The sequence below is a fragment of the Streptomyces sp. NPDC093510 genome, from assembly GCF_040683555.1.
Classification (GTDB): Bacteria; Actinomycetota; Actinomycetes; order Streptomycetales; family Streptomycetaceae; genus Streptomyces.
Genome location: NZ_JBFBEE010000017.1, coordinates 113,592 through 139,823, shown reverse-complemented (window position 1 = coordinate 139,823; position 26,232 = coordinate 113,592). Strand labels below are relative to the sequence as shown.

Sequence of the window (26,232 nt, the reverse complement as noted above, 5' to 3'; positions counted from 1 at the left end):
CGGACGGGTGAGGTGGTGCCGGGTGAGGTGGTGCCGGGTGAGGTGGTGCCGGGTGAGGTGGTGCCGCGTGCGCCTCTGAGGACGCCCTCTGCGGCCCGCTCAGAACAGCGGGAGCTGTCCGGGGTGGTCCGGGACCGCGTAGCCGTCCAGAGCCGGTTGTGCGGCGCCCAGCGGGGCCTGTCTGCGTGACCCCGGGCAGGAGATCAGGTCACCGGTGCCGCGCGGGCCCGGCGGGTCGTGGCGGGCGAACCGTCCGCCCACGACGGCGATCTCGCGGCGGCACTCCGGGCAGTTTCTGCGACGGGACGACATGTGATCAGTGTGCCCAAGAGGAACGTCTGAGGCTCGTCGGCCGTGGTCGGACGCTCCGAAGGCACGTACACACGTACGGAAAGCCCCTCCCCCGGTGTTCCCGCAGGTCAGACGTCGGCGCCCCAACTGGGCGAGTTAATCTTGAAGTTGGGCAGTTCCTCCTGGGACCAGCCCTATCCTGACTCGGAGGCGGTCCCGGAGACGGCCCCGGAGACGGTCGGCGGTCCGGGCCGCGTGGAATGCCTCGGAGGGCTGGGCTGATGGAACCCGCCGTGATCGGAGCCCGGCTCGCGTCGAGCATCGTGGGACCGCTGATCAGGAAGCTGTTCGTGTCCGAGGGCGCCGGGGCCGACCTGGTCGACAGACCGGTCCGGGTGTCGCGTCTCGTCTCGTTCCGCGGCGAGAAGCGGACTCTCTCCGACAAGGATCTGCACAAGATCGCGGAGGAGCTGGTCAAGCGGGCCGCCCACTCGACCGGTGTGGAAGAGCTGCTGCCCTCCTTCGAGAAGCAGGCCGTCAGCCACGCCGTCACCGACTCCCTGCGCGCCCTCGGCACACTCGACATGGACGATGTGCAGGCCGTGCGGCTCGGCCACCTGGAGCTCTCCCGGCGGCTGCGCGCCCAGAACCGGACGGCGACGCTCGGCCTGTCCCACGACGCGGTCACGCTGCATGCCGGCGTGCTGGACACCGCGTGCCTGCACATCCTGAACTTCTTCACCCAGCGGTCCACCTTCGTGCCCCGCACCCTGCTCGAACAGAGCCGTGGCATCGAGGAGTTGACGCGCAAGATCGACTCCCTGATCACACGGTCGCCGTCCCCGGCGGACGGCCCGTTCGAGGAGCGGTACGCGCACTACATCGCGACCAAGCACGGCAAGCTGAGCATCTTCGGCCTCGACCTGTCGGGGGCTCCGGAGAGCTGGCGGCTCGACGTGGCCTACCTCAGGCTGGACGCGGCCGCCGACGCGTTGAGCGCCGCTCCCAGTGTGGTCTCGGCCGACCACGTACTCGCGGGCCGTAATCGCGTACTCCTACGGGGTGTGGCCGGCTCCGGAAAGACCACTCTCATCCAGTGGCTGGCGGTGTCCACGGCGAAGAAGTCGCTCGACGAACAGCTGCTGTACCTCTACGGAGTGGTGCCGTTCGTCCTCCCGCTGCGCACCCTGACCCGCAGTGGTGCCCCTCTGCCCACGCCCGACGGCTTTCTGTCCGCGGTGGACTGCCCGATCGCGGGCAGCCAGCCGCACGGGTGGATCGACCGAGTGCTGCAGGCGGGCCGCGGGCTCATCCTGATCGACGGGATCGACGAGGTCCCCGAGGACGACCGCAACGACGCCCGTCGTTGGCTCCGGGAACTGCTCAGTGCCTACCCCGACAACCGCTGGCTCGTCACCTCACGGCCTTCAGCCGTACGGGAACGCTGGCTGACCGACGACGACTTCGCCGAGCTCGACCTCGCCCCCATGAACCGGGCCAACATCGCGGAGTTCATCCAGCGGTGGCACAAGGCGGCCGGGATCAGTGACCAGTACGCCAACGAGCTGCTGCGCGCGGTCCGCGCCCAGGAGGACCTGAGCAGGCTCGCGATCAACCCGTTGATGTGCGGCCTGATCTGCGCACTGCACCAGGACCGCCGCGGCTTCCTGCCCGAGGGCCGCAAGGAGATCTACGACGCGGCCCTGTCCATGCTGCTCTTCCGGCGCGACCGTGAGCGCGGTGTCCACAAGTCCGGACCGATCCACATCAGCGAGGCCCAGCACATCCAGTTGATCCAGAAACTGGCCTACTGGATGATCCGCAACGGCCGCTCCGAGATGAACCGCACCGACGCGGTGGAGCTCCTGGGCCAGGTCCTGCCGGCCATGCCGAAGGTCGCCGAACAGGGCACTCCGGAGGAGGTCTACAGGCATCTGCTCGTGCGCAGCGGGCTGCTCCGGGAACCGAGTGCGGACTCCATGGACTTCGTCCACCGGACCTTCCAGGACTACCTCGGGGCCAAAGCGGCGGTCGAAGGGCTCGACTTCGACTTCCTCATCGCCAACGCGCATCTGGACCAGTGGGAGGACGTCATCCGCATGGCCGTCGCGCACGCGCGGCCCACCGAGCGGACGTATCTCCTGACGGGCCTCATCAGGCGCCAGGACACCTCACGCCAGGGCCTGGGCCGGCTCCACCTCCTCGCGGCCGCCTGCCTGGAGCACGCGACCGAGCTCGCCCCCGCGGTGCGGGCGGAGGTGCAGGAGCGGGCCGCGGCGCTGATCCCCCCGCGTTCGCCGGACCAGGCGCGTGCCCTGGCGGACATCGGCCCGGTCGTCATCGAGCTGCTGTCCGGGCCGCGGGAACTGCCGCCGCGCCCGACCGCCCCGGGTCCGTTCGCCACGCAGGAGCAGGAGGCCGCGGCCGCGGCCGCGGAAGCCGCCTACCGAGCCGTGGCCGACGAGGCGTACTTCACGGTGCTGACCGCCACGCCCATCGCCACGTACGCCGCGATCGAGGTGCTCGCCCTCTACCGCAACCACCCTGACCTGCGGGTACGCAACGAACTCGCGCAGGCGTGGGGGCGGTACGACACCGAGCTGTACGGCCAGGAAGTCGTCGCGCACCTCATCGAGGACGGCCTCTACTTCCCCGTGTCGAACCTGAACGAGCTGCGGGCGCTGCGCAGCTTCGGCGGCCGCTCCCGCGTCAAGATCGCGGGCGAGTTCACCGTCGACGAGTTCGTCGCCACGTGTCCGGGCCAGCGCCTCACCCATTTGTGGGTCGAGGCGGACATGGGGCCGACCTGGGACTGGCTTGGCCTCTTCCCCAAGCTGTGCGAGCTCACCATCGAGACGCTCCAGCCGAGCGTCGACCTCAGCACCCTGGAGAGGGTGCGTTCCCTGCTCACTCTCCGTGTCCCGGAGGAGACCGCCTTGGTCGGCGCCCGCCTGCTGCCCGAGTCCACGAAGGTCGTACGGGGGCGTCTCAGCACGGTGTGACGCACCACGCCACCCCGACACGAAGAAACCCCCTCCGATCTACGTTTCCGCAGATCGGAGGGGGTTTACCTTCATGTGGCGGCGCCAGGATTCGAACCTGGGAAGGCTGAGCCGGCAGATTTACAGTCTGCTCCCTTTGGCCGCTCGGGCACACCGCCGGGTTTGTCGCCAAGCTCCGCTTTCGCGTCGCTCCGTGGCAACGACGTAAACGATACCTGATGCACAGGGGTGCTTCGCCACCCGATTGAGCGGCACTCCGCGCGGGGGCGGTGGCTAGGCTTTGCGGATGCGGCCAGCGTCAGTCGGCCGTGTATCCGCTGAGTACACATACCCCGATACAAGGAGCCACAGGACATGGCCGACTCCAGTTTCGACATCGTCTCGAAGGTCGAGCGGCAGGAGGTCGACAACGCCCTCAACCAGGCCGCCAAGGAGATCTCGCAGCGTTACGACTTCAAGGGCACGGGTGCCTCGATCTCGTGGTCGGGCGAGAAGATCCTGATGGAGGCGAGCGGCGAGGAGCGGGTCAAGGCGATCCTCGATGTCTTCCAGTCCAAGCTGGTCAAGCGCGGCATCTCGCTGAAGGTGCTGGACGCGGGCGAGCCGCAGCTGTCCGGCAAGGAGTACAAGATCTTCGCGTCGATCGAGGAGGGCATCTCCCAGGAGAACGCGAAGAAGGTCGCCAAGATCATTCGCGACGAAGGCCCCAAGGGCGTCAAGGCGCAGGTGCAGGGCGACGAGTTGCGCGTCAGCTCGAAGAGCCGTGACGACCTGCAGGCCGTGCAGGCGCTGCTCAAGGGGCAGGACTTCGAATTCGCGCTGCAGTTCGTCAACTACCGGTAGCCCCAGCGTCAGCACCAGGTAGTCACTGTCGTACAAACGGCGGAGGGCGGGCACCCCCGGATGGGGTGCCCGCCCTTGCTGCTGGCCGCAGATCAGGGAACGGCGTCTCAGCGTCGTGAGTGGCCGAAGAGGATGCGGTAAGCGACCAGCAGGACCAGTGAGCCGCCGATGGCGGCCGCCCAGGTGGCGCCGTCGTAGAAGTCGTCGGCGATCGGGTGGTCGAGGTAGCGGGCCGAGAGCCAGCCGCCGATGAAGGCGCCTGCGATGCCGATCACGGTCGTGCCGATGAATCCGCCCGGGTCGCGGCCGGGCAGCAGCAGTTTGGCGGCGGCTCCGGCCAGCAGACCCAGAACGATCCAGCTGATGATGCCCATGTGGTGACCCGGCCTTTCTCGCGCGGTGAGCTTTTGCGCGCTGTTGCCCTGAAGGACGTCTCTACGGAGAGTCGCGGTTGCGGTGATCCGTAAGGTGCGGCGTATGACACAGCAGCCGGAGCTCCGACGGACGCTCGGCGTCTTCGACGCGGTGGTGATCGGCCTCGGGGCGATGGTGGGGGCCGGGATCTTCGCCGCGCTCGGACCGGCGGCGGGGGCGGCGGGTTCGGGTCTGCTGATGGCCCTCGGGGTGGCCGCCGTGGTGGCGTACTGCAACGCGATGTCGTCGGCACGGCTCGCCGCCCGCTACCCGGCGTCGGGCGGAACCTACGTCTACGGGCGGGAGCGGCTCGGCGCGTTCTGGGGCTACCTGGCGGGCTGGGCGTTCGTCGTCGGCAAGACCGCTTCGTGCGCGGCGATGGCGCTGACCGTCGGGGTGTACGTCTGGCCGGGGCAGGCGCACGCGGTGGCGGTCGCGGCCGTGGTGCTGCTGACCGCCGTGAATTATGTGGGCGTCCAGAAGTCGGCGTGGCTGACGCGGGGGATCGTGGCCGTGGTGCTCGCCGTACTGGCGGCGGTCGTGGTGGCCTGTGCCGGGTCGGGGGCGTCCGACGCGGGGCGCCTCGACGTGGGGCTGTCCGGAGGCTTCGGCGGGGTGCTGCAGGCGGCCGGGCTGCTGTTCTTCGCCTTCGCCGGGTACGCGCGGATCGCGACGCTCGGCGAGGAGGTCCGGGACCCCGCGCGAACCATCCCGCGGGCGATTCCGCTGACGCTGGGCATCACCCTGTGCGTGTACGCGGCGGTGGCGGTGGCGGCGGTGGCCGTTCTGGGGTCCGACGAGCTCGCCGGTGCGTCGGCGCCGCTGGTGGAGGCGGTGCGGGCGGCGGGGGCGCCGGAGCTCGTACCGGTGGTGCGGGCCGGGGCGGCGGTGGCGGCGCTCGGCTCACTGCTCGCGCTGGTGCTGGGTGTCTCGCGCACCACGCTGGCCATGGCGCGTGACGGGCACCTGCCGCGGGCGCTCGCGGCCGTACACCCGCGCTTCCGTGTGCCGCACCGCGCGGAGCTCGCCGTCGGGGCCGTGGTCGCGGTCGTCGTGGCGACGGCGGACGTGCGTGGGGCGATCGGCTTCTCCTCCTTCGGGGTGCTCGTGTACTACGGGGTGGCCAACGCGGCGGCGTGGACGCTGAGTTCGTCGCCCGCGGCGCGTGCCGTGCCGCTGGTGGGCGGCGTCGGCTGTGTGACGCTGGCGTTCTCCTTGCCGACTTCTTCGGTGGTGGCCGGTGCGCTGGTGCTGGTGGTGGGTGTCGTGGTCTATGGGGTGCGGGGGCGGGCCCGGGGGCAGCGGGGCTGACGGCGTGTCGCGGAGGGGTCCTGGGGTTCCGTCGGTGAGCCGGAGGTCCCGTCGGTGAGCCGGGGGTCCCGTCGGGCGGGAAGCGGCAGTCCCCTCGGAAAGCCGGCGTCCCGTCGAGAGGGCGGCCTCACGCGTGCGTGCGGTCGTCCTGCCACAGCGGGAGGTCCGGGCCGTCGTTGTCCTCCTCGTACCAGCCCGTGCCGTCGAGCCAGGCGGTGAGCCACGCCGCGAGGCTCGGGGAGTCGAGGAACCAGGCGTGCCGCGGGTCTCCTCCGTTGGGCTCGAAGAGCAGGACCTGCGCCTCGTCGGCCCGGCAGTCCACGCACGCGTACATCGCGCAGCCCCAGTGGGATATCGGCAGGACGCCTTCGGGCCAGCCCCACTCGGAGCCGCGCATCGTGAAGTACTCCTCGACGACGGCCGGCTCGCCTCCGGACGACTTGCCTTCGAGCAGGGGCAACAAGCCGTACTCCGGGCCGAATCCGCCGTCTCCTATGCGGGTGTAGAGCGCGGCGAGCAGCGGCGGCAGCGTGAAGCCCAGGGCGGCCTCCGCCCGGGCCAGGGTGTCCGCGTCCACGGGGGCAGGGAGGGAGTCCCAGCCCCAGGGGCGGGTGGCACGTGCCTCGACGGCGACACGGTCCAGCAACTGCTCGCTGTTGTTCATGAGTTCATGGTGGACCACGGCACTGACAATCGGCCCCGAGCCCGCTCCTCGGCCCTGAGGTCCCGGGCCATCGGGTTCTCGTACTTACGGCCTTTCGGGCTTACGGGCTTACGGGCTTCAGGACAGGGTGACCTCGATGTCCAGTCGCGTGAGGAGGGCGAGGAGTTCCTCGAAGGACGGCGGGCGGTCCTGTGCGCGGGGTGTGACGCCGAGACAGGTTCGGGCAGTGCGTGCCTCGTGCCAGACGAGGGTGCGGGACGGCGGCGCCCCGAGGCCCCCTCGGCGGCCGCGCAGGTGGTCCGAGAGCGTGTCCGCGGTCCGGCCGACGTACCCTCCGGGGCCGTGCACCGCCTCGCCGAGCGCGCAGTAGAAGGCCGGTTCGTCGGTGATGTGGCGGCCGTCGAGGTGGTGCGTGGCGCCGGGCTCCGCGTCCGGCCCGTGCCGCGCCGTGTGCCCGCGTGCGACGGTCAGCCAGTGGGGCCGGCCCTCCGTGCCGATGCCGTGCCGGGCCCAGAGGTTGGGCTCCGTGGGACGGCCGGCCCACCAGACGTCCCACACTTCCCCTGCGGCACGCGACGGCCGTACGGTCCACGGGTCCAGGGCGAGGTCGACCAGGCCGCGTCCGCGCGCGGACGGGATCCAGGCGACGACCTCACCCTCCACGGCCTGCTGAAGGGGCCGCCCCTGTCGGTCGAGGCGCAGGACCCTGCCGTGGCCGAGGTCGCCCTTCCCGGACTCCAGCGCGTCTCTCAGAGCGCCGCGTGGCGAGCAGCCGAGCAGCCGTACGGGCGGTTCCGCCAGCTCCTCCGTAGGAGTGTCGCGTCCTTCGGGGAGGCCTGGTCTGTCCGGTGGTTGGTCGGCGAAGAGGTGCTTCGCGTCCGCGCAGAGCGCCCAGATCTCGTCGTGCGGAGTGGACTCGGGGTCGTACGCGGCGAGGGCGAACCTCGGCTGCCGCACCGGAGTGCGCCCCGCTCTAGTAGCGCGCGGTGAACGGCTGGTCGGTGCGGACGATGTCGCGGCCGAGCGGCAACAACGAGACGGGGATCAGCTTGAAGTTGGCGACGCCCAGGGGGATGCCGATGATCGTGACACACAGCAGGATGCCGGTGACGATGTGGCCGATGGCGAGCCACCAGCCCGCGAGGAGCAGCCACAGCACGTTGCCGACGCAGGAGGGCGCGCCCGCGTCACGGCGCTCGACCGTCGTGTAGCCGAAGGGCCACAGGGCATAGCGGCCGATGCGGAAGCTGGCCAGGCCGAACGGGATGCCGATGACCGTGATGCAGAGGATCGCGCCCGCCAGCAAGTAGGCCAGGAACATCCAGAAGCCGCAGAGGACGAGCCATATGACGTTCAGGATTGTCTTCACTGGTGGCGACCTGCCATCTGCTCGAGTCGGGCGATGCGCTCCGCCATCGGCGGATGCGTGGAGAACATCTTGGACATGCCCTGCCCCGGACGGAAAGGGTTCGCGATCATCATGTGGCTCGCCGTTTCGAGGCGGGGCTCGGGCGGCAGGGGCAACTGCTTCGTCCCCGCTTCGAGTTTACGCAGGGCGCTCGCGAGGGCGAGAGGGTCGCCGGTGAGCTGCGCGCCGGACGCGTCGGCCTCGTACTCCCTGGAGCGGCTGATCGCGAGCTGGATGATGGAGGCCGCCAGCGGACCGAGCAGCATGATCAGGAGCATGCCGAAGATGCCCGGGCCCTCGTTGTCGTTCGACCGGCCGACCGGGATCAGCCAGGCGAAGTTGACCAGGAACATGATCACGGAGGCGAGGGCGCCCGCGACCGAGGAGATCAGGATGTCGCGGTTGTAGACGTGGCTGAGCTCGTGGCCGATGACGCCGCGCAGTTCGCGCTCGTCGAGGAGGCGGAGGATGCCGTCGGTGCAGCACACCGCCGCGTTGCGGGGGTTGCGGCCCGTCGCGAACGCGTTCGGCGCCTCCGTGGGCGAGATGTACAGGCGGGGCATGGGCTGGCGGGCCTGGGTGGAGAGCTCGCGGACCATGCGGTACAGCTCGGGGGCCTCGAATTCGCTCACCGGGCGGGCCCGCATGGCGCGCAGGGCCAGCTTGTCGCTGTTCCAGTACGCGTACGCGTTGGTGCCGAGCGCCACGAACAGCGCGACGATCAAGCCCGTACGCCCGAAGAAACTGCCGATGACAAGGATGAGCGCGGACAGTCCCCCGAGGAGTACGGCAGTCTTCAACCCGTTGTGCCGGCGGTGCACGGTACGCCCTCCTGGTGGTGCGTGGGGGAACCCTCTGCTGACTGGTGCTTCCACTGTTCAGTGGACCCTCCCGTACTGGTCAACGCCAGGCGGGGAGCACTAGTTCCCTTGTGCACGCAGGAGCGATGTGGGCCGCCCGGGTGACGGCCCAGGGCGGCCTTGTGGGAGCCGGCCGTCAGAACAGGCCGGTGTCCGAGAACCTCAGGACCAGCTGCGGCGCTCCGGAGAGCGCGACGCCGAGGACCGCCGTCAGGGCGATGGCCGCGGTGAGCGGGGCCGGGACGCGGTGCCTGACGGGCTCCCCCTCCGGGGCGCGGAACAGCAGCGCCGTCCACTGGAGGTAGTAGAAGAGCGCGATCACCACGTTCACGGCCATCACCACGGCGAGCCAGCCGAGGCCGGCGTCGACGGCGGCCGAGAAGACCGTGACCTTCGCGAAGAGGCCGATGATGCCGGGCGGCAGGCCCGCCAGGCAGAGCAGGAAGAAGCCGAGGACGAGGGCGGCAAGCGGGCTGCGCGCATACAGGCCGCGGTAGTCGCTGACGCGGTTCAGGCGCTGCGTACGGCCGACGAGGGCGGCCACGGCGAACGCGCCGAGGTTCACGGCCGCGTACATCAGGGCGTAGGCCACGGTGGAGCCGACGGCCTTCTCGGCGGCGGCCTCGTTGTCGGCGTACCCGGCGGCGGCGATCGGCACCAGCAGGTACCCGGCCTGGCCGACCGAGGACCAGGCGAGGAGGCGGACCGCGCTGTACGCGCGCGTAGCCTGCTGGCGCAGGGCCGCCACGTTGCCCGCGGTCATGGTGAGCGCGGCGAGGACGGCGAGTGCCGGGCCCCAGACGTCCCCGTACGACGGGAAGGCGACGACGGTGACGAGGATGAGGCCGGTGAAACCGACGGCCTTTCCGACGACGGAGAGGTAGGCGGCGACGGGCAGGGGCGCGCCTACGTAGGTGTCCGGTACCCAGAAGTGGAAGGGCACGGCGGCCACCTTGAAGGCGAAGCCGACGAGGGTGAGCGCGACGCCCGTCTGGGCCAGCGTGTGGAGCTGCCCGTCGACCTCCTGGAGCTTGGTGGCGACCTCCGTGAGGTGCAGGGTGCCGGTGGCCGCGTACACGAAGCTGACGCCCATGAGGGTCACGGCCGTCGCGGTGACCGAGGAGAGGAAGAACTTCAGGGCCGCTTCGGAGGAGCGCTTGTCGCCACGCCTGAGACCGACGAGTGCGAACGCGGGCAGGGACGCGACTTCGAGGGCGACGACGAGCGTCGCGAGGTCGCGGGAGGCGGGCAGGAGGGCGGCGCCCGCCGCGGAGGAGAGCAGCAGGAACCAGAACTCCCCTGCGGGGAGTTCGTCGCCCGAGTCCTTGAGGGTGCTCATGGAGAGCAGTGCGGTGAGCAGGGCGCCGCCGAGGACGAGGAGCTGGATGACGAGGGTGAAGCGGTCGGCGGTGTAGCTGCACGCGTGAGCGCCCCCGCCGGTCAGACAGAAGGTCGAGCGGTCGTCGTCCAGGAGAGGCAGCAGTGAGAGCGCCGCCGCGGCGAGGCCCGCCGCGGAGATCCAGCCGAGTACCGCCTTCTTGTCCGCGCCCACGAAGAGGTCGGCGACCAGTACGGCGAGGCCGACGACCGCGGCGATGGTCGGCGGCGCGATCGCGAGCCAGTCGACGGACTGGACGAGGCTTGCGGCGCTTGCGGCGCTTTCGGCGGCCACGGTCACGACTTGCCTCCAGTGAGGAGCTTCTGCACGGCCGGGTCGGTCAGGCCGAGGAGAGCCGCGGGCCAGAGTCCGGCGAGGACGGTGAGAGCGACGAGCGGGGTCCAGGCGGCGAACTCGTAGCCATGGACGTCGGCGAGCGTCTTGGGCGCGGGCCCGTCGGCCGTGGCCTGCGGCATCGGGCCCATGCAGACACGGCGTACGACGATGAGCATGTACGCGGCGGTGAGCAAGGTGCCGAAGGCGGCGATGGCCATGAAGGTGAGGAAGGCGGGGCGGCTCAGGTCGTCGGCGGGCTCGAACGCGCCGAACAGCGCGAGCATCTCGCCCCAGAATCCGGCGAGTCCCGGCAGGCCGAGCGAGGCGACCGCGCCGAAGGCGAGGAGGCCGCCGAGGCGGGGCGCCTTGCCGTAGAGCGCGGCGCCGGACTCCTGGGCGAGGGAGTCGAGGTCGGTCGTGCCGGTGCGGTCCTTCAGCGCGCCGACGAGGAAGAAGAGCAGGCCGGTGATGAGGCCGTGGGCGATGTTGGCGAACAGGGCGCCGTTCACGCCGGTCGGGCTCATCGTCGCGATGCCGAGCAGGACGAAGCCCATGTGGCCGACGGACGAGTACGCGATGAGGCGCTTGAGGTCGCCCTTGGCGCCCTGCCTGGCGAGCGCGAGGCAGGCCAGGGACCCGTAGATGATCCCGACGACCGCGAAGGCGGCGAGGTACGGCGCGAACTCTCGCATTCCGTCGGGGGCGATGGGCAGGACGATCCGGACGAACCCGTACGTACCCATCTTCAGCAGTACGCCGGCCAACAGGACCGAGCCGACGGTCGGCGCGGCGGTGTGCGCGTCGGGCAGCCAGCTGTGCAGCGGCCACATCGGCGTCTTGACCGCGAGCCCGATCCCGATCGCCAGAACGGCGATGACCTGCACGGATGTGGTCAGGCCCCGGCCGTTGTCAGTGGCGAGTGCCACCATGTCGAATGTGCCGGACTTGAGCCCGATGAGGAGCAGGCCCAGCAGCATGACGACGGATCCGAGCAGGGTGTACAGGATGAACTTCCAGGCAGCCTGCGTGCGTTGCTCACCGCCCCAGCGGGCGATGAGGAAGTACATCGGGATGAGCACCATCTCGAACGCCAGGAAGAACAGCAGCAGATCGAGGACGGCGAAGGTCGCGAGGGTGCCGGACTCGAGCATGAGGATCAGAGCGACGAATGCCTTGGGGGACGGGCCCGCAGGCAGCTTGAAGTAGCTGTAGAGCGCGCAGAGGAAGGTCAGCAGCGCGGTCAGGACCAGAAGGGGGAGCGAGATGCCGTCGATGCCGAGGTGGATGCGCACGTCGAGTGCGGGGATCCAGCTGATATCGGTCGTGGCCTGCATCTTCGACGGCTGGTCGTGGTCGAAGCCGAGCGCGAGGACGATCGCCGCGACGAGGATCGCGCCGGTCACGGTCACGCCGTGGCGCAGCACGGCCTGGTCGGGTGACTTCCCCTTCAGTCCGGGCGGGGCCGGCAGGAGGGCGGCCACGGCACCGATGAGCGGGCCGACGACGATCAACGCCAGAAGAAACTGCATCACGGACTCACTGATACCGATCACGGCTGCTCACGCTCCGGCGGTGGCGACGAGGACGGCGGCGACGGCCAGGACGACCGTGCCTGCGAGCAGCGCGCTCAGGTAGGTCTGCACGTTGCCGGTCTGCGCGCGGCGGACGGCCGCGCCGAGCCAGCGGGGTGCGGCGCCCGCGCCGCGCACGTACGTCTCGACGACCTCGCGGTCGAGGAAGCGGACGAGTCCCGCGGCGGCCCGGACCGGGCGCACGAACAGGGCGGTGTAGACGGCGTCCAGGTGGAAGCCGGCGGCGGCGTGCCGGTGCAGCGGTCCGAGCAGCAGGCGGCCGGGGTCGGCCGGGTCCGGTGCCGAGGCGACGTCTCCGTACGCGGGGGTGTGGGTGGCGATGGCTTCCGCCTCGACCTGGCCGCCGTCGCCGTCCGGGCTCGCGGCGACCGCGCCCATCGGGACACGGGCGGTGAGCGCCGAGGTGTGCCGCCACGCACCGTAGGTGACCAGGCCGCCGACGAGCGCGAGGCCCGTGCCCAGGACGGAGGTGGTGAGCGTCGGAGCGAGCGAGTGGCCGTCGAACCAGTCCGGCAGGACGCCGACGGCGAGACCGAAGACGAGGGAGGGGACGGCGAGCACCCACAGCACGGCGGTCATGGCGACGGGCTGCTTCCCGTGGGCGGGGGCCTCTGCTCCCCGGCCGTTGAAGGCGAGCAGCCACAGGCGCGTCGCGTACGCGGCGGTGAGGAGGGCGGTGAGCAGACCGGCGACGAGGACGATCCAGCCCGCCGCGGTGGGCGCGGTCCCGGAGTGGCCCGTGGCCGTGTGCTCGGCGGCGCCGAGCACGGCCTCCTTGGAGAAGAAGCCGCTGAACGGCGGCATCGCGGCGAGCGCGAGGAGCGCCACGGTCATCGTCCAGTACGCGTCGGGGATGCGGTCGCGCAGGCCCTTCATACGGGACATGGCGGCCAGCGAGTTGGTGCCGGCGGCATGGATGATCACGCCCGCCGTGAGGAACAGCAGCGCCTTGAAGGCGCCGTGCGACAGGAGGTGGAAGACGGCGGCACCGCGGTCGCCGACGGCGAGGGCGCCGGTCATGTAGCCGAGCTGGCCGATCGTCGAGTACGCGAGGACGCGCTTGATGTCGTCCTGGGCGAGCGCGGCGAGGGCCGAACCGGCCATCGTGACGGCGGCCATGACGGCGAGGACGACCAGGGCCGCGTCGGAGGCGGCGAAGACGGGGAGGAGCCGGGCCACGAAGTAGACACCGGCGGCGACCATCGTCGCGGCGTGGATCAGCGCGGAGACGGGCGTGGGGCCCGCCATCGCGTCGGGCAGCCAGGTGTGCAGCGGGAACTGCGCGGACTTGCCGGCCACGCCCGCGAGGAGCAGCAGGGCGATGAGCGTGGGGTGGTCCAGGCCGCTGTCCGCGACCGTCGCGAGGATCGTCGTGATGCGGAAGGAGCCCGTATCGGCGGCGAGGGCGAACAGACCGATCAGGAAGGGGACGTCGCCGAGCTTGGTGACGAGGAAAGCCTTGAGGGAGGCGGCCCGCGCCTCGGGGGTCTCCCAGTAGTGGCCCACCAGGAAGTACGAGCAGATGCCCATGATCTCCCAGCCGACCAGGAGCACCATCAGGTCGCCGGAGTAGACGACGAGCAGCATCGCGGAGGTGAAGAGGGAGACGAGAGCGGCGTACGAGGGGTAGCGCGGGTCCTCGCGGAGGTAGCCCGTCGAGTAGATCTGCACGCAGGAGGCGACGACGCCGACCAGGAGGGCGACGAGCGCGGCGAAGCCGTCGATGTGCAGGGCGAGCTCGATGGGGACCGAACCGGTCGGGGTGAGCTCGGTCGCGGCGTCGACCGGGGCCTTCCCGCCGCCGGTGCCGCCGCCCTGGCGGACCGCCACGAGCACGGCGAGCACGAGGGCCGTCAGCGTGGGCAGTACCGCGAGGGGCCGGACGAGGCCGGGGACGCGGCGGCCGAGGAGCAGTCCCGCGGCCGCGCCCAGGAACGGAAGGAGGGGGACGAGGACGGCGAGGGTGGTCGTGGTCACGCGGTGGCCTCAGCCTTCTTCGACGTCTTCGCCGACTGCGGCTCCTGCGCGGGGTCGGGTTCTTCGGCGGCGCCCTCGGCGGTGTCGCGGAGTTCGTCGACGGCGGAGCTGCCGCGGTTGCGGTAGACCGCCAGGACGATCGCGAGGCCGATGCCGATCTCGGCGGCGGCGATGGCGATGGTGAAGAGAGTGAGGGCCTGTCCGGCGTGGAGGGAGTCGCGGAGCCAGACGTCGAAGGCGACCAGGTTGAGGTTGACGGCGTTGAGCATCAGCTCGACGGACATCAGGACCAGGATCGCGTTGCGCCGTGCGAGCACTCCGTACAGGCCGACGCTGAAGAGGAGGACGGCGAGGACGGCGGGATAGGCGAGGTGGAGGTGCATCAGTTGTTCTCCTCCCGGTCCGTGGCGCGGGCATCCGGCGCGGCGGTCGACGCGGCATCCGGCGCATCCGGCGCGGCATCCGGCGTATCCGGCGCGGCGCTCTTGCGGGACAGGACGATCGCGCCGACGAGGGCGGCGAGGAGGAGGACCGAGAGCGCCTCGAAGGGGAGCACCCAGTGCCGGAAGAGGATCGAGCCGGTCACGTCGGTGGAGCCCTGGGCGGCGCCGTCCAGGTCGATCACCGTGGTGCGGAACGCGTCCACGACGACCCAGACCAGGGCGGCGGCAGCGGTGAGGGCCACCGCGAACGCGACCGGGCGGTTGCCCGAATCGGCGTCCGGGGAGCGGCCGATGGGCGCCCTGGTGAGCATCAGTCCGAAGAGGAGGAGGACGACCACGGAACCGACGTAGATGAGGACCTGCACCCAGGCGATGAACTCCGCGGTCAGCAGGAGGTACTCGACGGCGAGTCCGCCGAGCGCCACGACGAGCCACAGGGCGGCGTGCACCAGCTGCTTGGTCGTGACCGTGATGACCGCCGCGCCGAGCGTGACGAGGCCGACCAGGAGGAAGGCGATCTCGACGCCCGTGGGGGACAGGAAGCCCTGTGTTTCGGCGGCGATCGTTTCGGCGGCGATTGTTCCGGCGGCGATGTTCACGACTCCTCGCCCTTCGCCTCGGCCGCGGCCAGTTTCTCCGCGGACTTGCGGGCGGCGGCGAGCTCCTTCGGCTCCTCGGCGCCGGGGTCCAGGGCGGGCGGGGCCGGGACCGTCCACATCCACTCGCGGAGCTTGTCGCGCTCGTGGGTGAGTTCGTGGATGTCGGTCTCGGCGTACTCGAACTCCGGTGACCAGAAGAGCGCGTCGAAGGGGCAGACCTCGATGCAGATGCCGCAGTACATGCAGAGGGCGAAGTCGATGGCGAAGCGGTCGAGGACGTTGCGGCTGCGCTCGCGGCCGCCGGGGGCGGCGGGCGGCACCGTCTCCTTGTGGGAGTCGATGTAGATGCACCAGTCGGGACACTCGCGGGCGCACAGCATGCAGACCGTGCAGTTCTCCTCGAACAGGCCGATGACGCCGCGGGTGCGGGGCGGCAGTTCGGGCTGGTGCTCGGGGTACTGCTCGGTGACGGTCTTCTTCGTCATCGTGCGGAGGGTGACGGCGAGGCCCTTGGCCAGGCCGCTGCCGGGGATGCCGGGCCGGTTGGGCGGGAGAAAAGGTGCCATTAGTTGATCGCCACCTTCACGATGCCGGTGAGCGCGATCTGCGCGAGGGCGAGCGGGACGAGGAGGGTCCAGGCGAGCTTCTGGAGCTGGTCCTCACGGAGACGGGGGTAACTGACACGCAGCCAGATGACGACGAAGGCGAGCACCGCCGTCTTCAGCAGGGTCCAGACCCAGCCGAGTCCGTCGGCACCCCACGGGCCGTGCCAGCCGCCCAGGAACAGGACGGTGGTCAGTCCGCACAGGACGACGATTCCGGCGTACTCGGCGAGGAGGAAGAGGGCGAAGCGCAGGCCCGTGTACTCGGTGTAGGCGCCGAAGATGATCTCGGAGTCGGCGACCGGCATGTCGAACGGCGGGCGCTGGAGTTCGGCGAGGCCCGCGACGAAGAAGACCAGGGCGCCGACGATCTGCCAGGGCAGCCACCACCACTCGAACGCGTCGACGATGCCGGGCAGCGAGACCGTGCCCGCGGCCATCGCGACCGAGGCGGCGGCGAGCAGCATCGGCAGTTCGTACGCGAGGAGCTGGGCGGCGGTGCGGAGGCCGCCGAGGAGGGAGAACTTGTTGGCGCTGGCCCAGCCCGCCATGAGTGAGCCGAGTACGCCGACGCCCATCACCGCGAGCACGAAGAAGATGCCCGCGTCGACGACCTCGCCGACCGCGCCCTCGCCGGGGCCGATCGGGATCGCGACCAGTACGAGGAGGTAGGGCAGGAGAGCGATCGCCGGGGCCAGTTGGAAGACACGGCGGTCCGCCGCCGCCGGGACGATGTCTTCCTTCTGGGCGAACTTGACGCCGTCGGCGACGAGTTGGGCCCAGCCGTGGAAGCCGCCCGCGTGCATGGGGCCGAGGCGGCCCTGCATGTGCGCCATCACCTTGTGCTCGGTCTGGCCGACGACGAGGGGCAGGACCAGGAACGCCGCGAAGACGATGACGAGGCGCAGGGCGACGTCGAGCGCGTCGTTCACTCGGTGCCTCCGGTATCTCCGGTATCTCCGGTGCGGGGGTTGTCGGGGTCTGGGTGCGTTTCCTCGGGCTGCGTTTCCTCAGGCTGAGCTTTCTCGGGCTGCGTTTCCTCGGCCTGTGGCTGTTCCGGGGTCTCGAACGCCGGGCGGGCGTGGTGCCAGGGAGCGTCGGACTTCGCCTCAGGCCTCGCCTCAGGCTTCGCTTCGGGCGTGGGCTCCGGCTTCTTCGGGGTCTCCGGTGCGGGGGTCGCCGCTGCCGGGGTCGCCGCTCGTTGTGACGCCGAGCCCTGGCTCACGCTGCGCGAGCGCCTCGGGGAACGTGCCGGGGCCTCCGGCTGCTGCCCCTCGGCGGACTGCGCCTCGGTGGGCTGCCCCTCGGTGGGCTGCCCCTCGGAGGCCGCCTGGCTCGCCGAACCCTGGCTCGCCGAGCGGGTCCTGCGCACCGGGCGTTCTCCCGCCGCCGCACGGCCCGCGGCCCCCGCACCCGCACCCGCACCCGCCCCCGCCCCCGCAGCACGACCCGCGCCACGGGCCGGGCGGGCCGGGGCCGCGGGGAGCTGGCCCTTCAGAGGGCCCCATTCGTTCGGGTCGGGCACGCCGGGCGGCAGCATCTGGCGGCGCTTGGGGCCGCCGTGCTCGGACTCGCCCGGCTCCTTCGCGCCCGGCCAGGCCTTCGCGACGCGGGCGGCGAGCACGAAGTCCTTGCGGAGGGGGTGCCCCTCAAAGCTGTCGGGCAGGAGCAGCGGGGTCAGGCCGGGGTGGCCCTCGAACGTCACGCCGAACATCTCGTGCGTCTCGCGCTCATGCCAGGCCGCGCCCGCGTAGACGTCGACCGCGGAGGCGAGCACCGGGGCGTCGTGCGCGACCGTCGTACGGAGGAGGAGGCGGCGTACGGGAGAGAGCGCCACGACGTGGGCGGCCACCCTGAAGCCCGTGCCCGGTTCGTCGACCGCGCTCAGCCAGTCGAAGTAGGTGCAGGCCAGGGTGGTGCGGGCGGTTTCGAGGGCGGTGGTCCACGCGGCGGGCGGGACGTCGACGGTGAGTACGTCGTACGACTCCTCGGCGCTCGCCTCCGCGCCGAAGAGCTCCTCGACGGGGCTCGGCAGCCAGCCCGTCATGCCTGGTCCTCCCCCGGCGCGGGCGCCTTCACCAGTCCGCTGCGCAGCGCGGCCGTCGAGGGCCGGGTGCCCGAACCGCTCCCGTACCGCTCCCCCAGCGACTCCTTCGCGATCTTCTCCTGGAGCTTGAGGATGCCTTGGAGGAGTGCCTCGGGGCGGGGCGGGCAGCCGGGGACGTACACGTCGACCGGGATGATCTGGTCGACGCCCTTGGTGACGGAGTAGGAGTCCCAGTAGGGGCCGCCGCAGTTGGAGCAGGCGCCGAAGGAGATGACGTACTTCGGTTCGGGCATCTGCTCGTACAGGCGCTTCACCGCGGGCGCCATCTTGTCCGTGACCGTGCCGGAGACGACCATCAGGTCGGCCTGGCGCGGGCCGGGCGCGAAGGGGATGACGCCCAGCCGGATGAAGTCGTGGCGCGCCATGGAGGCGGCGATGAACTCGATGGCGCAGCAGGCGAGGCCGAAGTTGAAGACCCAGAGGGAGTAGCGGCGGCCCCAGTTGAGGACCACCTTCATCGGCTCGGGGGCCAGCCGGGCGAGCGCGCCCAGCCTCTTCGGCTCGGGAAGCAGCACGGGCCGCGACGCGGGCTGCGACACGGGTTGCGATACGTGCTGCCCGTCGGTGTCCGGGGTCACGTCCACGTCAGGACGCCCTTCTTGTATGCGTACAGCAGTCCCACGGCGAGGAAGCCGAGGAAGATGAACATCTCCACGAGTGTCGCCGCGCCGTAGCCGGGCGCGGCGAAGACCGTCGCCCAGGGGAAGAGGAAGATCGAGTCGACGGCGAAGATCACGTACAGGAACGCGTAGACGTAGTAGCGGACCTGGGTGTGGGCCCAGCCCTCGCCGACGGGGTCGACGCCGCACTCGTACGTCAGGAGTTTCTCCGGGGTCGGCACCACAGGGCGCAGCAGCCGCCCCGCGCCGAAGGCCACGGCGACGAACAGCACGCCCACGACGGCGAGCAGTCCGACGACGGAGTACGACTGGTAGTAGCTCGCCGCGACGTTCGTCACGTGCACGTCAGCCCTCACTCCCTGAACTCCTTGAGCTCCCTCGCCCTTTTCGACGATCTGTACGCACGGGAGTCTAGGGCCTGCTAAAGGTTCAGTAAGCAGAGCGTCACGCAACGGTCCGGAAGGGGTGGGGTTATCCCCCGGCCGCCCGGCGGGCCGCCCTCATGGCGTCGCGGCGGCGGGCCGGGCACCCTAGCGCGTATGACCGCACGCACCACGCCTTTGCATGACGACCGGCCGCCACCCGCGCGCTTCGCGTACGACCGGCACACCTGGAAGGAGATCGCACACCTCCTGGTGAACCTGCCGGTGGGGATCGTCGGCTTCGTCTACGCGGTGTGCGTGCTCTCCGTCGGCGCCGGTCTGACGGTGACGGTGATCGGTCTGCCGCTGCTCGCGCTGGCGCTGCTCGGCGCGCGCCAGATCGGCAGGGCCGAACGCGCGCGGGCCAGGAAACTGCTCGGCGTACGGGTCGAGGAGCCGAGCCCGATGCCGGGGCACCGCGGGCAGAACCTCTTCAGCCGGCTGTGGACGAGCCTGAGGGACCCGGTGGGCTGGCGCACCATGCTGTACGCGTTCATCCGGCTGCCCTGGGGCGTGTTGACCTTCGCGCTCGTCGCCGTCGGGCTCTTCGTGCTCTGGCCGGTGCTGCCCTTCATCGCGCGCGGCCTCACCAACGCCGACCGGGCGATGGTGCGCGGACTGCTCTCCCCGTCCGACGAGTTGGAGCGGCGCATCGCCGAACTGGAGTCCGACCGGGGTGTCGTGGTGGACACCGCCGCCGCCGATCTGCGCCGCATCGAACGCGACCTGCACGACGGCGCACAGGCCCGCCTCGTCGCCCTCGCGATGGGTCTCGGCCTCGCCAAGGAGAAGCTCCTGGAGGACCCCGACGCCGCGGCCTCGATGGTCGACGAGGCGCACGGCGAGGTGAAGCTGGCCCTTCAGGAGCTGCGCGACCTGGCCCGCGGCATCCATCCCGCCGTCCTCACCGACCGCGGTCTGAACGCCGCGCTCTCCTCGGTGGCGTCGCGCTGCACGGTGCCGGTGAAGGTGACCGCCGACCTGCCGGCGCGTCCGGCGGCCGCCATCGAGGGCATCGCGTACTTCACGGTCTCCGAGCTCCTGCAGAACATCAGCAAGCACAGCGGGGCGAGGTCCGCGAGCGTCGACGTCTGGCGGGCGGAGGACCGGCTGATGCTCCAGGTGTGGGACGACGGGCGCGGCGGGGCGCGGCTCGACGGCGGCACGGGCATGGCGGGGCTCGCGGACCGGCTCGGCGCCGTGGACGGGCTCTTCGTGATCGACTCGCCGGAGGGCGGGCCCACGACGATCATGGCGGAGCTGCCGTGGCGGGACCGCGTGGGGTAGGGAAAACCCCCGGTCGAAGACGCCGACCCGCTCCATGGCCGCAAGCCGCCGCGAGGACGAGTCTGTAACCACGGCAAGAACCACAAGCACTACAGCGCTGTAACCACGGCGTGCACGGCAAGCACTGCAAGCGCTGCAAGCACGGCAAGCACAGCAAGCACAGCAAGCACGGCAAGCACGGCAAGCACAGCTTCGGACACACGGACGCAGAAACGGACGGCAGCGATGGCCACGGAGTACGGACAGGGGTACGCGCGCATGGACCGGCCGGATTTCCGGGACCCCGAAGCCGGGGAGCGGCGGCACCGTCTGCCCGCCGGGCTGCGCGCCCCCATCGAGGCCCGCACCTGGCGGGAGTTCGGCTACACGATGCTGAGCCTGCCGATCGGCATCATGTCCTTCGTCTTCGCCATCACGATGCTCTCGCTCGGCGTCGGCCTGCTGATCACCTTCATCGGCATCCCGGTGCTCGCGGCGGCGCTGGCCGGCTGCCGCGGGATCGGCGCCCTGGAGCGGACGCGGGCGCGCGGCCTCCTCGGTCTGGAAGTCGCTCCGCCGGAGCCGCTGCGCCCCAAGGGCGGCGGCCCGATGGCCCTCATGGGAGCCGTCCTCAAGAGCGGCGCGTCCTGGCGGCACATGCTCTACTCGCTGCTGATGCTGCCGTGGTCGGTCTTCTCGTTCACGGTGGCGGCGGCGTTCTGGTCGTACGGCTGGCTGATGCTCACGTATCCGCTGTGGTTCTGGCTCTTCCCGATGTACGGAGGGCAGGACGGCATCCAGCTCTACGGGGGCGACGACGGCCACCGCATCTACCTCGACAACCCCTTCGAGCTGGGCATCACCTCCGCGACCGGGCTGCTCATCACGCTGGCCACCCCGTGGATCCTGCGGGCGCTGACGACCGTGGACCGCGTGATGGTGTTCGGGCTGCTCGGTCCCTCGCGGCTCGCGACCCGCGTCGTCGAGCTGGAGTCGGACCGGGGCGTCGTCGTGGACACCGCCGCAGCCGACCTGCGCCGCATCGAACGCGATCTGCACGACGGAGCGCAGGCCCGCCTCGTCGCCCTCGCGATGGATCTGGGCCTGGCCAAGGAGAAGCTGACCGAGGATCCGCAGGCGGCGGCGCGCATGGTGGACGAGGCGCACGGCGAGGTGAAGGTCGCCCTTCAGGAACTGCGCGATCTGGCCCGCGGCATCCATCCGGCCGTCCTCACCGACCGCGGCCTGGACGCCGCGCTCTCCTCGCTGGCCGCCCGTTGCACGGTGCCGGTGCAGGTGGAGGTGGACCTGACGAGCCGCCCGGCGGCCGCCATCGAGGGCATCGCATACTTCACGGTCTCCGAGCTCCTGCAGAACATCAGCAAGCACAGCGGGGCCAAGTCCGCGAGCGTCGACGTCTGGCGGGCCGAGAACCGGCTGATGCTCCAGGTGACCGACGACGGGGCGGGCGGCGCCGACGTGTCGGCGGGCTCCGGTCTCGCGGGGCTCGCGGAGCGGCTCGACGCGGTCGACGGGATACTGGTGGTCGATTCCCCGCCTGGCGGCCCGACGACGGTCACGGCGGAGCTGCCGTGGCGGCAGGCCTGACCTGAGCCGCCCCGCCTCCCTTGCGTGCCCGTCCCGCCTCCCTTGCGTGCCCCTCCCGCGCCCCTTGCGTGCCCCTCCCGCCTCCCTTGCGCGTCCCTGCCGCGCCCCTTCCCCGCACCTCCGCGCGGCTTCCCCACACCTCCGCGCGGCTTCCGCGAACACCCCGCCCCGGCCCGTGAGGTGCCGGGGCGGTGCGCTGCGCCCGGACGGGCCGGGGACGGGGACGGGGACGGGCGGGACATGGAACGGCGCCGTCCGCCGGCCCCGCCCCGCAACAGTCTCGCGACCGGCCCGGTGGCCCGCCCGGGATCGCGCGATACTGAGGGGCCGAGTGTTCGGCCGACACGACCGTTGTCGGGCCGATCCGGGGCAGACAAGCGCGCCGGGGGGCCAAAAGTGCCGGGGGACCAAAAAATGGAGGACAAAGTGCGGGTCGTCATCGCCGAGGATTCGGTGCTGCTCCGGGAGGGCCTGACCCGGCTGCTGACCGACCGGGGGCACGACGTGGTCGCCGGTGTGGGTGACGCCGAGGCGCTGATCAAGACGATCACCGAACTCGCCGCGCAGGACGCGCTGCCGGACGTGGTCGTCGCCGACGTGCGGATGCCTCCGACCCACACCGACGAGGGCGTGCGCGCGGCGGTGTATCTGCGCCATCAGCACCCGGAACTCGGGGTCCTGGTCCTTTCGCAGTACGTCGAGGAGCAGTACGCCACCGAGCTGCTCGCCGGATCGAGCCGCGGTGTGGGCTATCTGCTCAAGGACCGGGTCGCGGAGGTACGGGAGTTCGTCGACGCGGTGGTGCGCGTCGCGGAGGGCGGCACGGCGCTCGACCCGGAGGTCGTGGCGCAGTTGCTGGGCCGCAGCCGCAAGCAGGATGTGCTCGCCGGGCTTACACCACGCGAACGCGAGGTACTCGGGCTGATGGCCGAAGGACGGACGAACTCGGCGGTCGCCCGGCAGCTCGTGGTGAGCGACGGAGCCGTCGAGAAGCACGTGAGCAACATCTTCCTGAAGCTCGGCCTGTCCCAGAGTGACGGGGATCACCGGCGCGTGCTCGCGGTCCTCACCTACCTCAACTCATGAACACCTACCTCAACTCATGAACACCTACTTCAACTCGTGAACAACTGAGACCCTGTCAGGGCGACACGCGCGATCTGGAGGTGCGACAGCGGGAGCGGGGGCGACCACAGAGAGTCACGCGTGGCCGGAGTAAGCCGAGGCAAGTCCTAGAACCAAAGGATGAGCGGGGAGCGTCATCCATGAAGGACCGGGGGGCGAGGCAAACCATGGCAAACCAGTGCAACACGGCGTCTCAGAAATGCATCCAGAATGCGAACAACCCCAGGAAGGCGACCCTTACAGACGTAGGGTGGACCTTGGGAGCGCCGGTCGTCCCGGCGATTCCGCACAGTCGCCTCGAGGGAGGTCCACTTCAGTGACCAGCCAGGTCAGTAGCCAAGCCGAGCAGGCCGACGGGGCAGTCGTCGGAGAACAACGCAAGCCCGCAGGTGGCAAAGATGTGCGCCGACTGGACCGGGTGATCATCCGCTTCGCGGGTGACTCCGGAGACGGCATGCAGCTCACGGGCGACCGGTTCACTTCGGAGACCGCCTCATTCGGCAACGACCTGTCGACTCTGCCGAACTTCCCCGCCGAGATCCGCGCACCGGCCGGAACACTGCCGGGCGTCTCCTCCTTCCAGTTGCACTTCGCCGACCACGACATCCTGACGCCGGGCGACGCGCCGAACGTACTGGTGGCGATGAACCCGGCGGCCCTGAAGGCGAACATCGGCGACGTGCCGCGCGGCGCCGAGGTCATCGTCAACACCGACGAATTCTCCAAGCGCGCGATGCAGAAGGTCGGTTACGGCACGTCCCCGCTGGAGGACGGCTCCCTGGACGGCTACAGCGTGCACCCCGTTCCGCTGACCACGCTGACGGTGGAGGCCCTGAAGGACTTCGACCTCTCCCGCAAGGACGCGGGGCGCTCGAAGAACATGTTCGCGCTCGGGCTGCTGTCGTGGATGTACCACCGGCCGACCGAGGGGACGGAGAAGTTCCTGCGGACGAAGTTCGCCAAGCGTCCGGAGATCGCCGAGGCGAACATCGCGGCGTTCCACGCGGGCTGGAACTTCGGCGAGACCACCGAGGACTTCGCGGTCTCCTACGAAGTAGCCCCCGCGTCCCACACCTTCACGACCGGCACCTACCGCAACATCTCGGGGAACCTGGCGCTGTCGTACGGTCTGATCGCGGCGGGCCGGCAGGCGGATCTGCCCCTGTACCTGGGCAGCTATCCGATCACCCCGGCCTCGGACATCCTGCACGAGCTGTCCAAGCACAAGAACTTCGGCGTGCGCACCTTCCAGGCCGAGGACGAGATCGCGGGCATCGGCGCGGCTCTCGGCGCGGCCTTCGGCGGGTCGCTGGCGGTGACCACGACCTCCGGCCCCGGTGTGGCGCTGAAGTCGGAGACCATCGGCCTCGCCGTCTCGCTCGAACTGCCGCTGCTCGTCATCGACATCCAGCGCGGCGGTCCGAGCACGGGCCTGCCGACGAAGACCGAGCAGGCCGACCTGCTCCAGGCGATGTTCGGGCGCAACGGCGAGGCGCCGGTGCCGATCGTGGCGCCGAGGACCCCGGCGGACTGCTTCGACGCGGCGCTGGAGGCGGCCCGCATCGCGGTGACGTACCGGACGCCGGTGTTCCTGCTCTCCGACGGCTATCTGGCCAACGGCTCGGAGCCCTGGCGTATCCCCGAGGTCGACGAACTGCCGGACCTGCGCGTGCAGTTCGCCTCCGGCCCCAACCACACCGAGGCCGACGGCGCCGAGGTGTTCTGGCCCTACAAGCGCGACCCGCAGACCCTGGCCCGCCCGTGGGCGATCCCGGGCACGCCGGGCCTGGAGCACCGCATCGGCGGCATCGAGAAGCAGGACGGCACGGGCAACATCTCGTACGACCCGGCCAACCACGACTTCATGGTCCGCACCCGGCAGGCCAAGGTCGACGGCATCGACGTGCCCGACGTGGAGGTCGACGACGCCGGCGGGGACGCCGACACGCTGGTCCTCGGGTGGGGTTCGACGTACGGACCGATCACCGCGGCGGTGCGCAGGCTGCGCGCCGCCGGCGACTCCATCGCGCAGGCCCATCTGCGCCACCTCAACCCGCTGCCGCGGAATCTGGGCGAGGTCCTCGCGCGTTACGACAAGGTGGTGATCCCCGAGATGAACCTCGGCCAGCTCGCCACGCTGATCCGTGCGAAGTACCTGGTGGACGCGGTCTCGTACAACCAGGTCAATGGAATGCCCTTCAAGGCCGAGCAGCTTGCCACGGCTCTCAAGGAGACCATCGATGGCTGACACGAAAACGGCCGGGCCGGAGGGGACCGGGAGCACGATCGAAGCGCTTTCCCTGGTACCCAAGGCCGAGGCCCAGCAGTCCATGAAGGACTTCAAGTCCGACCAGGAGGTGCGCTGGTGCCCCGGCTGCGGTGACTACGCCGTGCTGGCCGCCGTGCAGGGCTTCATGCCCGAGCTCGGTCTGGCGAAGGAGAACATCGTCTTCGTCTCGGGCATCGGCTGCTCCTCCCGCTTCCCGTACTACATGAACACGTACGGGATGCACTCCATCCACGGCCGTGCCCCGGCCATCGCCACCGGCCTGGCCTCCTCGCGGCGGGACCTGAGCGTGTGGGTGGTCACCGGTGACGGCGACGCGCTGTCCATCGGCGGCAACCACCTGATCCACGCCCTGCGGCGCAACGTGAACCTGAAGATCCTGCTGTTCAACAACCGGATCTACGGCCTCACCAAGGGCCAGTACTCCCCGACCTCCGAGGTCGGCAAGATCACGAAGTCGACGCCGATGGGGTCGCTCGACGCGCCCTTCAACCCGGTCTCGCTGGCCATCGGCGCCGAGGCGTCCTTCGTGGCCCGCACGGTGGACTCGGACCGGAAGCACCTCACCTCGGTGCTGCGCGAGGCCGCCGCGCACCCCGGCACCGCCCTGGTGGAGATCTACCAGAACTGCAACATCTTCAACGACGGCGCCTTCGAGGTCCTCAAGGACAAGCAGCAGGCCGAGGAGGCGGTGATCCGCCTGGAGCACGGGCAGCCGATCCGCTTCGGCGTCCCCGCGGAGGACGGTCTCGGCACCAAGGGCGTCGTGCGCGACGCGGTGACCGGCGACCTCAAGGTCGTCGCCGTCACGCCGGAGAACATGGCCGACATCCTGGTCCACGACGCGCACTCCACGTCGCCGACCACGGCGTTCGCGCTCTCCCGGCTCGCCGACCCGGACACGCTGCACCACACCCCGATCGGCGTCCTGCGCAACATCGAACGGCCGGTCTACGACACGCTCATGGCCGACCAGCTCGACACCGCCATCGAGAGAGACGGCAAGGGCGACCTGGCCGCGCTGCTCGCCGGCGGCGACACGTGGACGGTCGTCGGCTAGCCCGCCGCGCGCTCGCG

The 26,232-nt window shown here is 70.7% G+C and carries 24 protein-coding genes and 1 tRNA gene; 8 read left to right on the top strand and 17 right to left on the bottom strand.

What is annotated here, in order from left to right:
* Nucleotides 1-99 precede the first annotated feature (99 nt).
* Complete coding sequence (locus AB0N81_RS26955; RefSeq protein WP_365362654.1) at nucleotides 100-312, bottom strand: hypothetical protein; 213 nt, start codon at nucleotides 310-312, stop codon at nucleotides 100-102.
* A 260-nt stretch (nucleotides 313-572) separates the two neighbouring features.
* On the opposite strand from AB0N81_RS26955, the gene AB0N81_RS26950 reads away from it, so the two are divergent.
* Nucleotides 573-3,293, top strand: coding sequence for an NACHT domain-containing protein (locus AB0N81_RS26950; protein WP_365362652.1), 2,721 nt, complete (start codon nucleotides 573-575; stop codon nucleotides 3,291-3,293).
* A gap of 76 nt (nucleotides 3,294-3,369) precedes the next feature.
* Here the strand turns inward: AB0N81_RS26950 and AB0N81_RS26945 are convergent.
* A tRNA-Tyr gene (locus AB0N81_RS26945) sits at nucleotides 3,370-3,451 on the bottom strand.
* Nucleotides 3,452-3,647: 196 nt separating this feature from the next.
* On the opposite strand from AB0N81_RS26945, the gene AB0N81_RS26940 reads away from it, so the two are divergent.
* Nucleotides 3,648-4,136 carry a YajQ family cyclic di-GMP-binding protein gene (locus AB0N81_RS26940; protein WP_365362650.1) on the top strand — a complete coding sequence of 163 codons (489 nt, stop codon included), beginning with the start codon at nucleotides 3,648-3,650 and terminating at the stop codon, nucleotides 4,134-4,136.
* Between the two features lie 107 nt (nucleotides 4,137-4,243).
* On the opposite strand, the gene AB0N81_RS26935 is transcribed toward AB0N81_RS26940, so the two are convergent.
* Nucleotides 4,244-4,510 (bottom strand): GlsB/YeaQ/YmgE family stress response membrane protein, encoded by a 267-nt coding sequence (locus AB0N81_RS26935; protein WP_365362648.1) that lies wholly within the window; start codon nucleotides 4,508-4,510, stop codon nucleotides 4,244-4,246.
* 103 nt (nucleotides 4,511-4,613) lie between these two features.
* Between AB0N81_RS26935 and AB0N81_RS26930 the strand changes: the two genes are divergently transcribed.
* On the top strand, nucleotides 4,614-5,861 hold the full coding sequence (locus AB0N81_RS26930; RefSeq protein WP_365362646.1) for an amino acid permease: 1,248 nt from the start codon (nucleotides 4,614-4,616) through the stop codon (nucleotides 5,859-5,861).
* 127 nt (nucleotides 5,862-5,988) lie between these two features.
* On the opposite strand, the gene AB0N81_RS26925 is transcribed toward AB0N81_RS26930, so the two are convergent.
* The 14 genes from AB0N81_RS26925 to AB0N81_RS26860 form a co-directional block, all read right to left on the bottom strand.
* Nucleotides 5,989-6,525, bottom strand: a complete 537-nt coding sequence (locus AB0N81_RS26925) for an SMI1/KNR4 family protein (protein ID WP_365362644.1) — start codon at nucleotides 6,523-6,525, stop codon at nucleotides 5,989-5,991.
* Nucleotides 6,526-6,642: 117 nt separating this feature from the next.
* Complete coding sequence (locus AB0N81_RS26920) at nucleotides 6,643-7,482, bottom strand: hypothetical protein (protein ID WP_365362642.1); 840 nt, start codon at nucleotides 7,480-7,482, stop codon at nucleotides 6,643-6,645.
* A 16-nt stretch (nucleotides 7,483-7,498) separates the two neighbouring features.
* On the bottom strand, nucleotides 7,499-7,894 hold the full coding sequence (locus AB0N81_RS26915) for a YccF domain-containing protein (RefSeq protein ID WP_365362640.1): 396 nt from the start codon (nucleotides 7,892-7,894) through the stop codon (nucleotides 7,499-7,501).
* A complete protein-coding gene (htpX, locus tag AB0N81_RS26910) occupies nucleotides 7,891-8,754 on the bottom strand; it encodes a zinc metalloprotease HtpX (RefSeq protein WP_365362638.1) in 864 nt (287 codons plus the stop codon). The genes AB0N81_RS26915 and htpX overlap by 4 nt, the downstream gene beginning before the upstream one ends.
* Before the next feature lie 175 nt (nucleotides 8,755-8,929).
* A complete protein-coding gene (locus tag AB0N81_RS26905; protein WP_365362783.1) occupies nucleotides 8,930-10,465 on the bottom strand; it encodes an NADH-quinone oxidoreductase subunit N in 1,536 nt (511 codons plus the stop codon).
* 2 nt (nucleotides 10,466-10,467) lie between these two features.
* Nucleotides 10,468-12,060 carry an NADH-quinone oxidoreductase subunit M gene (locus AB0N81_RS26900; RefSeq protein ID WP_365362636.1) on the bottom strand — a complete coding sequence of 531 codons (1,593 nt, stop codon included), beginning with the start codon at nucleotides 12,058-12,060 and terminating at the stop codon, nucleotides 10,468-10,470.
* A 6-nt stretch (nucleotides 12,061-12,066) separates the two neighbouring features.
* Complete coding sequence (locus AB0N81_RS26895; protein WP_365362634.1) at nucleotides 12,067-14,076, bottom strand: NADH-quinone oxidoreductase subunit L; 2,010 nt, start codon at nucleotides 14,074-14,076, stop codon at nucleotides 12,067-12,069.
* Nucleotides 14,073-14,459: an NADH-quinone oxidoreductase subunit NuoK gene (gene nuoK, locus AB0N81_RS26890; RefSeq protein ID WP_365362632.1), complete on the bottom strand. Its 387-nt coding sequence runs from the start codon at nucleotides 14,457-14,459 to the stop codon at nucleotides 14,073-14,075. Before nuoK ends, AB0N81_RS26895 begins: the two co-directional genes overlap by 4 nt.
* Nucleotides 14,459-15,118 carry an NADH-quinone oxidoreductase subunit J gene (locus tag AB0N81_RS26885; RefSeq protein WP_365362630.1) on the bottom strand — a complete coding sequence of 220 codons (660 nt, stop codon included), beginning with the start codon at nucleotides 15,116-15,118 and terminating at the stop codon, nucleotides 14,459-14,461. The genes nuoK and AB0N81_RS26885 overlap by 1 nt, the downstream gene beginning before the upstream one ends.
* Complete coding sequence (locus AB0N81_RS26880) at nucleotides 15,115-15,684, bottom strand: NADH-quinone oxidoreductase subunit I (RefSeq protein WP_365362628.1); 570 nt, start codon at nucleotides 15,682-15,684, stop codon at nucleotides 15,115-15,117. Before AB0N81_RS26880 ends, AB0N81_RS26885 begins: the two co-directional genes overlap by 4 nt.
* Nucleotides 15,684-16,652 (bottom strand): complex I subunit 1 family protein, encoded by a 969-nt coding sequence (locus AB0N81_RS26875; protein ID WP_365362626.1) that lies wholly within the window; start codon nucleotides 16,650-16,652, stop codon nucleotides 15,684-15,686. Before AB0N81_RS26875 ends, AB0N81_RS26880 begins: the two co-directional genes overlap by 1 nt.
* Nucleotides 16,649-17,767: an NADH-quinone oxidoreductase subunit C gene (locus tag AB0N81_RS26870; RefSeq protein WP_365362624.1), complete on the bottom strand. Its 1,119-nt coding sequence runs from the start codon at nucleotides 17,765-17,767 to the stop codon at nucleotides 16,649-16,651. The genes AB0N81_RS26875 and AB0N81_RS26870 overlap by 4 nt, the downstream gene beginning before the upstream one ends.
* The gene (locus AB0N81_RS26865) at nucleotides 17,764-18,405 is read right to left on the bottom strand and encodes an NADH-quinone oxidoreductase subunit B family protein (RefSeq protein ID WP_365362781.1); all 642 of its coding nucleotides are present in this window, start codon (nucleotides 18,403-18,405) and stop codon (nucleotides 17,764-17,766) included. The genes AB0N81_RS26870 and AB0N81_RS26865 overlap by 4 nt, the downstream gene beginning before the upstream one ends.
* Entirely contained in the window at nucleotides 18,402-18,803 is a 402-nt protein-coding gene (locus AB0N81_RS26860) for an NADH-quinone oxidoreductase subunit A (protein ID WP_365362622.1), read from the bottom strand. Before AB0N81_RS26860 ends, AB0N81_RS26865 begins: the two co-directional genes overlap by 4 nt.
* Before the next feature lie 183 nt (nucleotides 18,804-18,986).
* Here AB0N81_RS26860 and AB0N81_RS26855 point away from each other — a divergent pair, with 183 nt between their 5' ends.
* The 5 genes from AB0N81_RS26855 (at nucleotide 18,987) to AB0N81_RS26835 (ending at nucleotide 26,215) form a co-directional block, all read left to right on the top strand.
* Nucleotides 18,987-20,156 (top strand): sensor domain-containing protein, encoded by a 1,170-nt coding sequence (locus tag AB0N81_RS26855; protein WP_365362620.1) that lies wholly within the window; start codon nucleotides 18,987-18,989, stop codon nucleotides 20,154-20,156.
* Nucleotides 20,157-20,381: 225 nt separating this feature from the next.
* A complete protein-coding gene (locus AB0N81_RS26850) occupies nucleotides 20,382-21,743 on the top strand; it encodes a sensor domain-containing protein (RefSeq protein WP_365362618.1) in 1,362 nt (453 codons plus the stop codon).
* A gap of 414 nt (nucleotides 21,744-22,157) precedes the next feature.
* Nucleotides 22,158-22,829: a response regulator transcription factor gene (locus AB0N81_RS26845; protein WP_365362616.1), complete on the top strand. Its 672-nt coding sequence runs from the start codon at nucleotides 22,158-22,160 to the stop codon at nucleotides 22,827-22,829.
* Nucleotides 22,830-23,184: 355 nt separating this feature from the next.
* On the top strand, nucleotides 23,185-25,116 hold the full coding sequence (locus AB0N81_RS26840; RefSeq protein ID WP_365362614.1) for a 2-oxoacid:acceptor oxidoreductase subunit alpha: 1,932 nt from the start codon (nucleotides 23,185-23,187) through the stop codon (nucleotides 25,114-25,116).
* Nucleotides 25,109-26,215, top strand: coding sequence for a 2-oxoacid:ferredoxin oxidoreductase subunit beta (locus AB0N81_RS26835; protein ID WP_365362612.1), 1,107 nt, complete (start codon nucleotides 25,109-25,111; stop codon nucleotides 26,213-26,215). The genes AB0N81_RS26840 and AB0N81_RS26835 overlap by 8 nt, the downstream gene beginning before the upstream one ends.
* Nucleotides 26,216-26,232: the final 17 nt, after the last annotated feature.

Coding starts and splice junctions, on each gene's coding strand:
- AB0N81_RS26955 (WP_365362654.1), bottom strand. CDS start 312: ATGTCGTCCCGTCGCAGAAACTGCCCGGAGTGCCGCCGCGAGATCGCC.
- AB0N81_RS26845 (WP_365362616.1), top strand. CDS start 22,158: ATGGAGGACAAAGTGCGGGTCGTCATCGCCGAGGATTCGGTGCTGCTC.
- AB0N81_RS26880 (WP_365362628.1), bottom strand. CDS start 15,684: ATGGCACCTTTTCTCCCGCCCAACCGGCCCGGCATCCCCGGCAGCGGC.
- AB0N81_RS26870 (WP_365362624.1), bottom strand. CDS start 17,767: ATGACGGGCTGGCTGCCGAGCCCCGTCGAGGAGCTCTTCGGCGCGGAG.
- AB0N81_RS26925 (WP_365362644.1), bottom strand. CDS start 6,525: ATGAACAACAGCGAGCAGTTGCTGGACCGTGTCGCCGTCGAGGCACGT.
- AB0N81_RS26950 (WP_365362652.1), top strand. CDS start 573: ATGGAACCCGCCGTGATCGGAGCCCGGCTCGCGTCGAGCATCGTGGGA.
- AB0N81_RS26930 (WP_365362646.1), top strand. CDS start 4,614: ATGACACAGCAGCCGGAGCTCCGACGGACGCTCGGCGTCTTCGACGCG.
- AB0N81_RS26935 (WP_365362648.1), bottom strand. CDS start 4,510: ATGGGCATCATCAGCTGGATCGTTCTGGGTCTGCTGGCCGGAGCCGCC.
- AB0N81_RS26835 (WP_365362612.1), top strand. CDS start 25,109: ATGGCTGACACGAAAACGGCCGGGCCGGAGGGGACCGGGAGCACGATC.
- AB0N81_RS26940 (WP_365362650.1), top strand. CDS start 3,648: ATGGCCGACTCCAGTTTCGACATCGTCTCGAAGGTCGAGCGGCAGGAG.
- AB0N81_RS26855 (WP_365362620.1), top strand. CDS start 18,987: ATGACCGCACGCACCACGCCTTTGCATGACGACCGGCCGCCACCCGCG.
- nuoK (WP_365362632.1), bottom strand. CDS start 14,459: ATGCACCTCCACCTCGCCTATCCCGCCGTCCTCGCCGTCCTCCTCTTC.
- AB0N81_RS26850 (WP_365362618.1), top strand. CDS start 20,382: ATGGCCACGGAGTACGGACAGGGGTACGCGCGCATGGACCGGCCGGAT.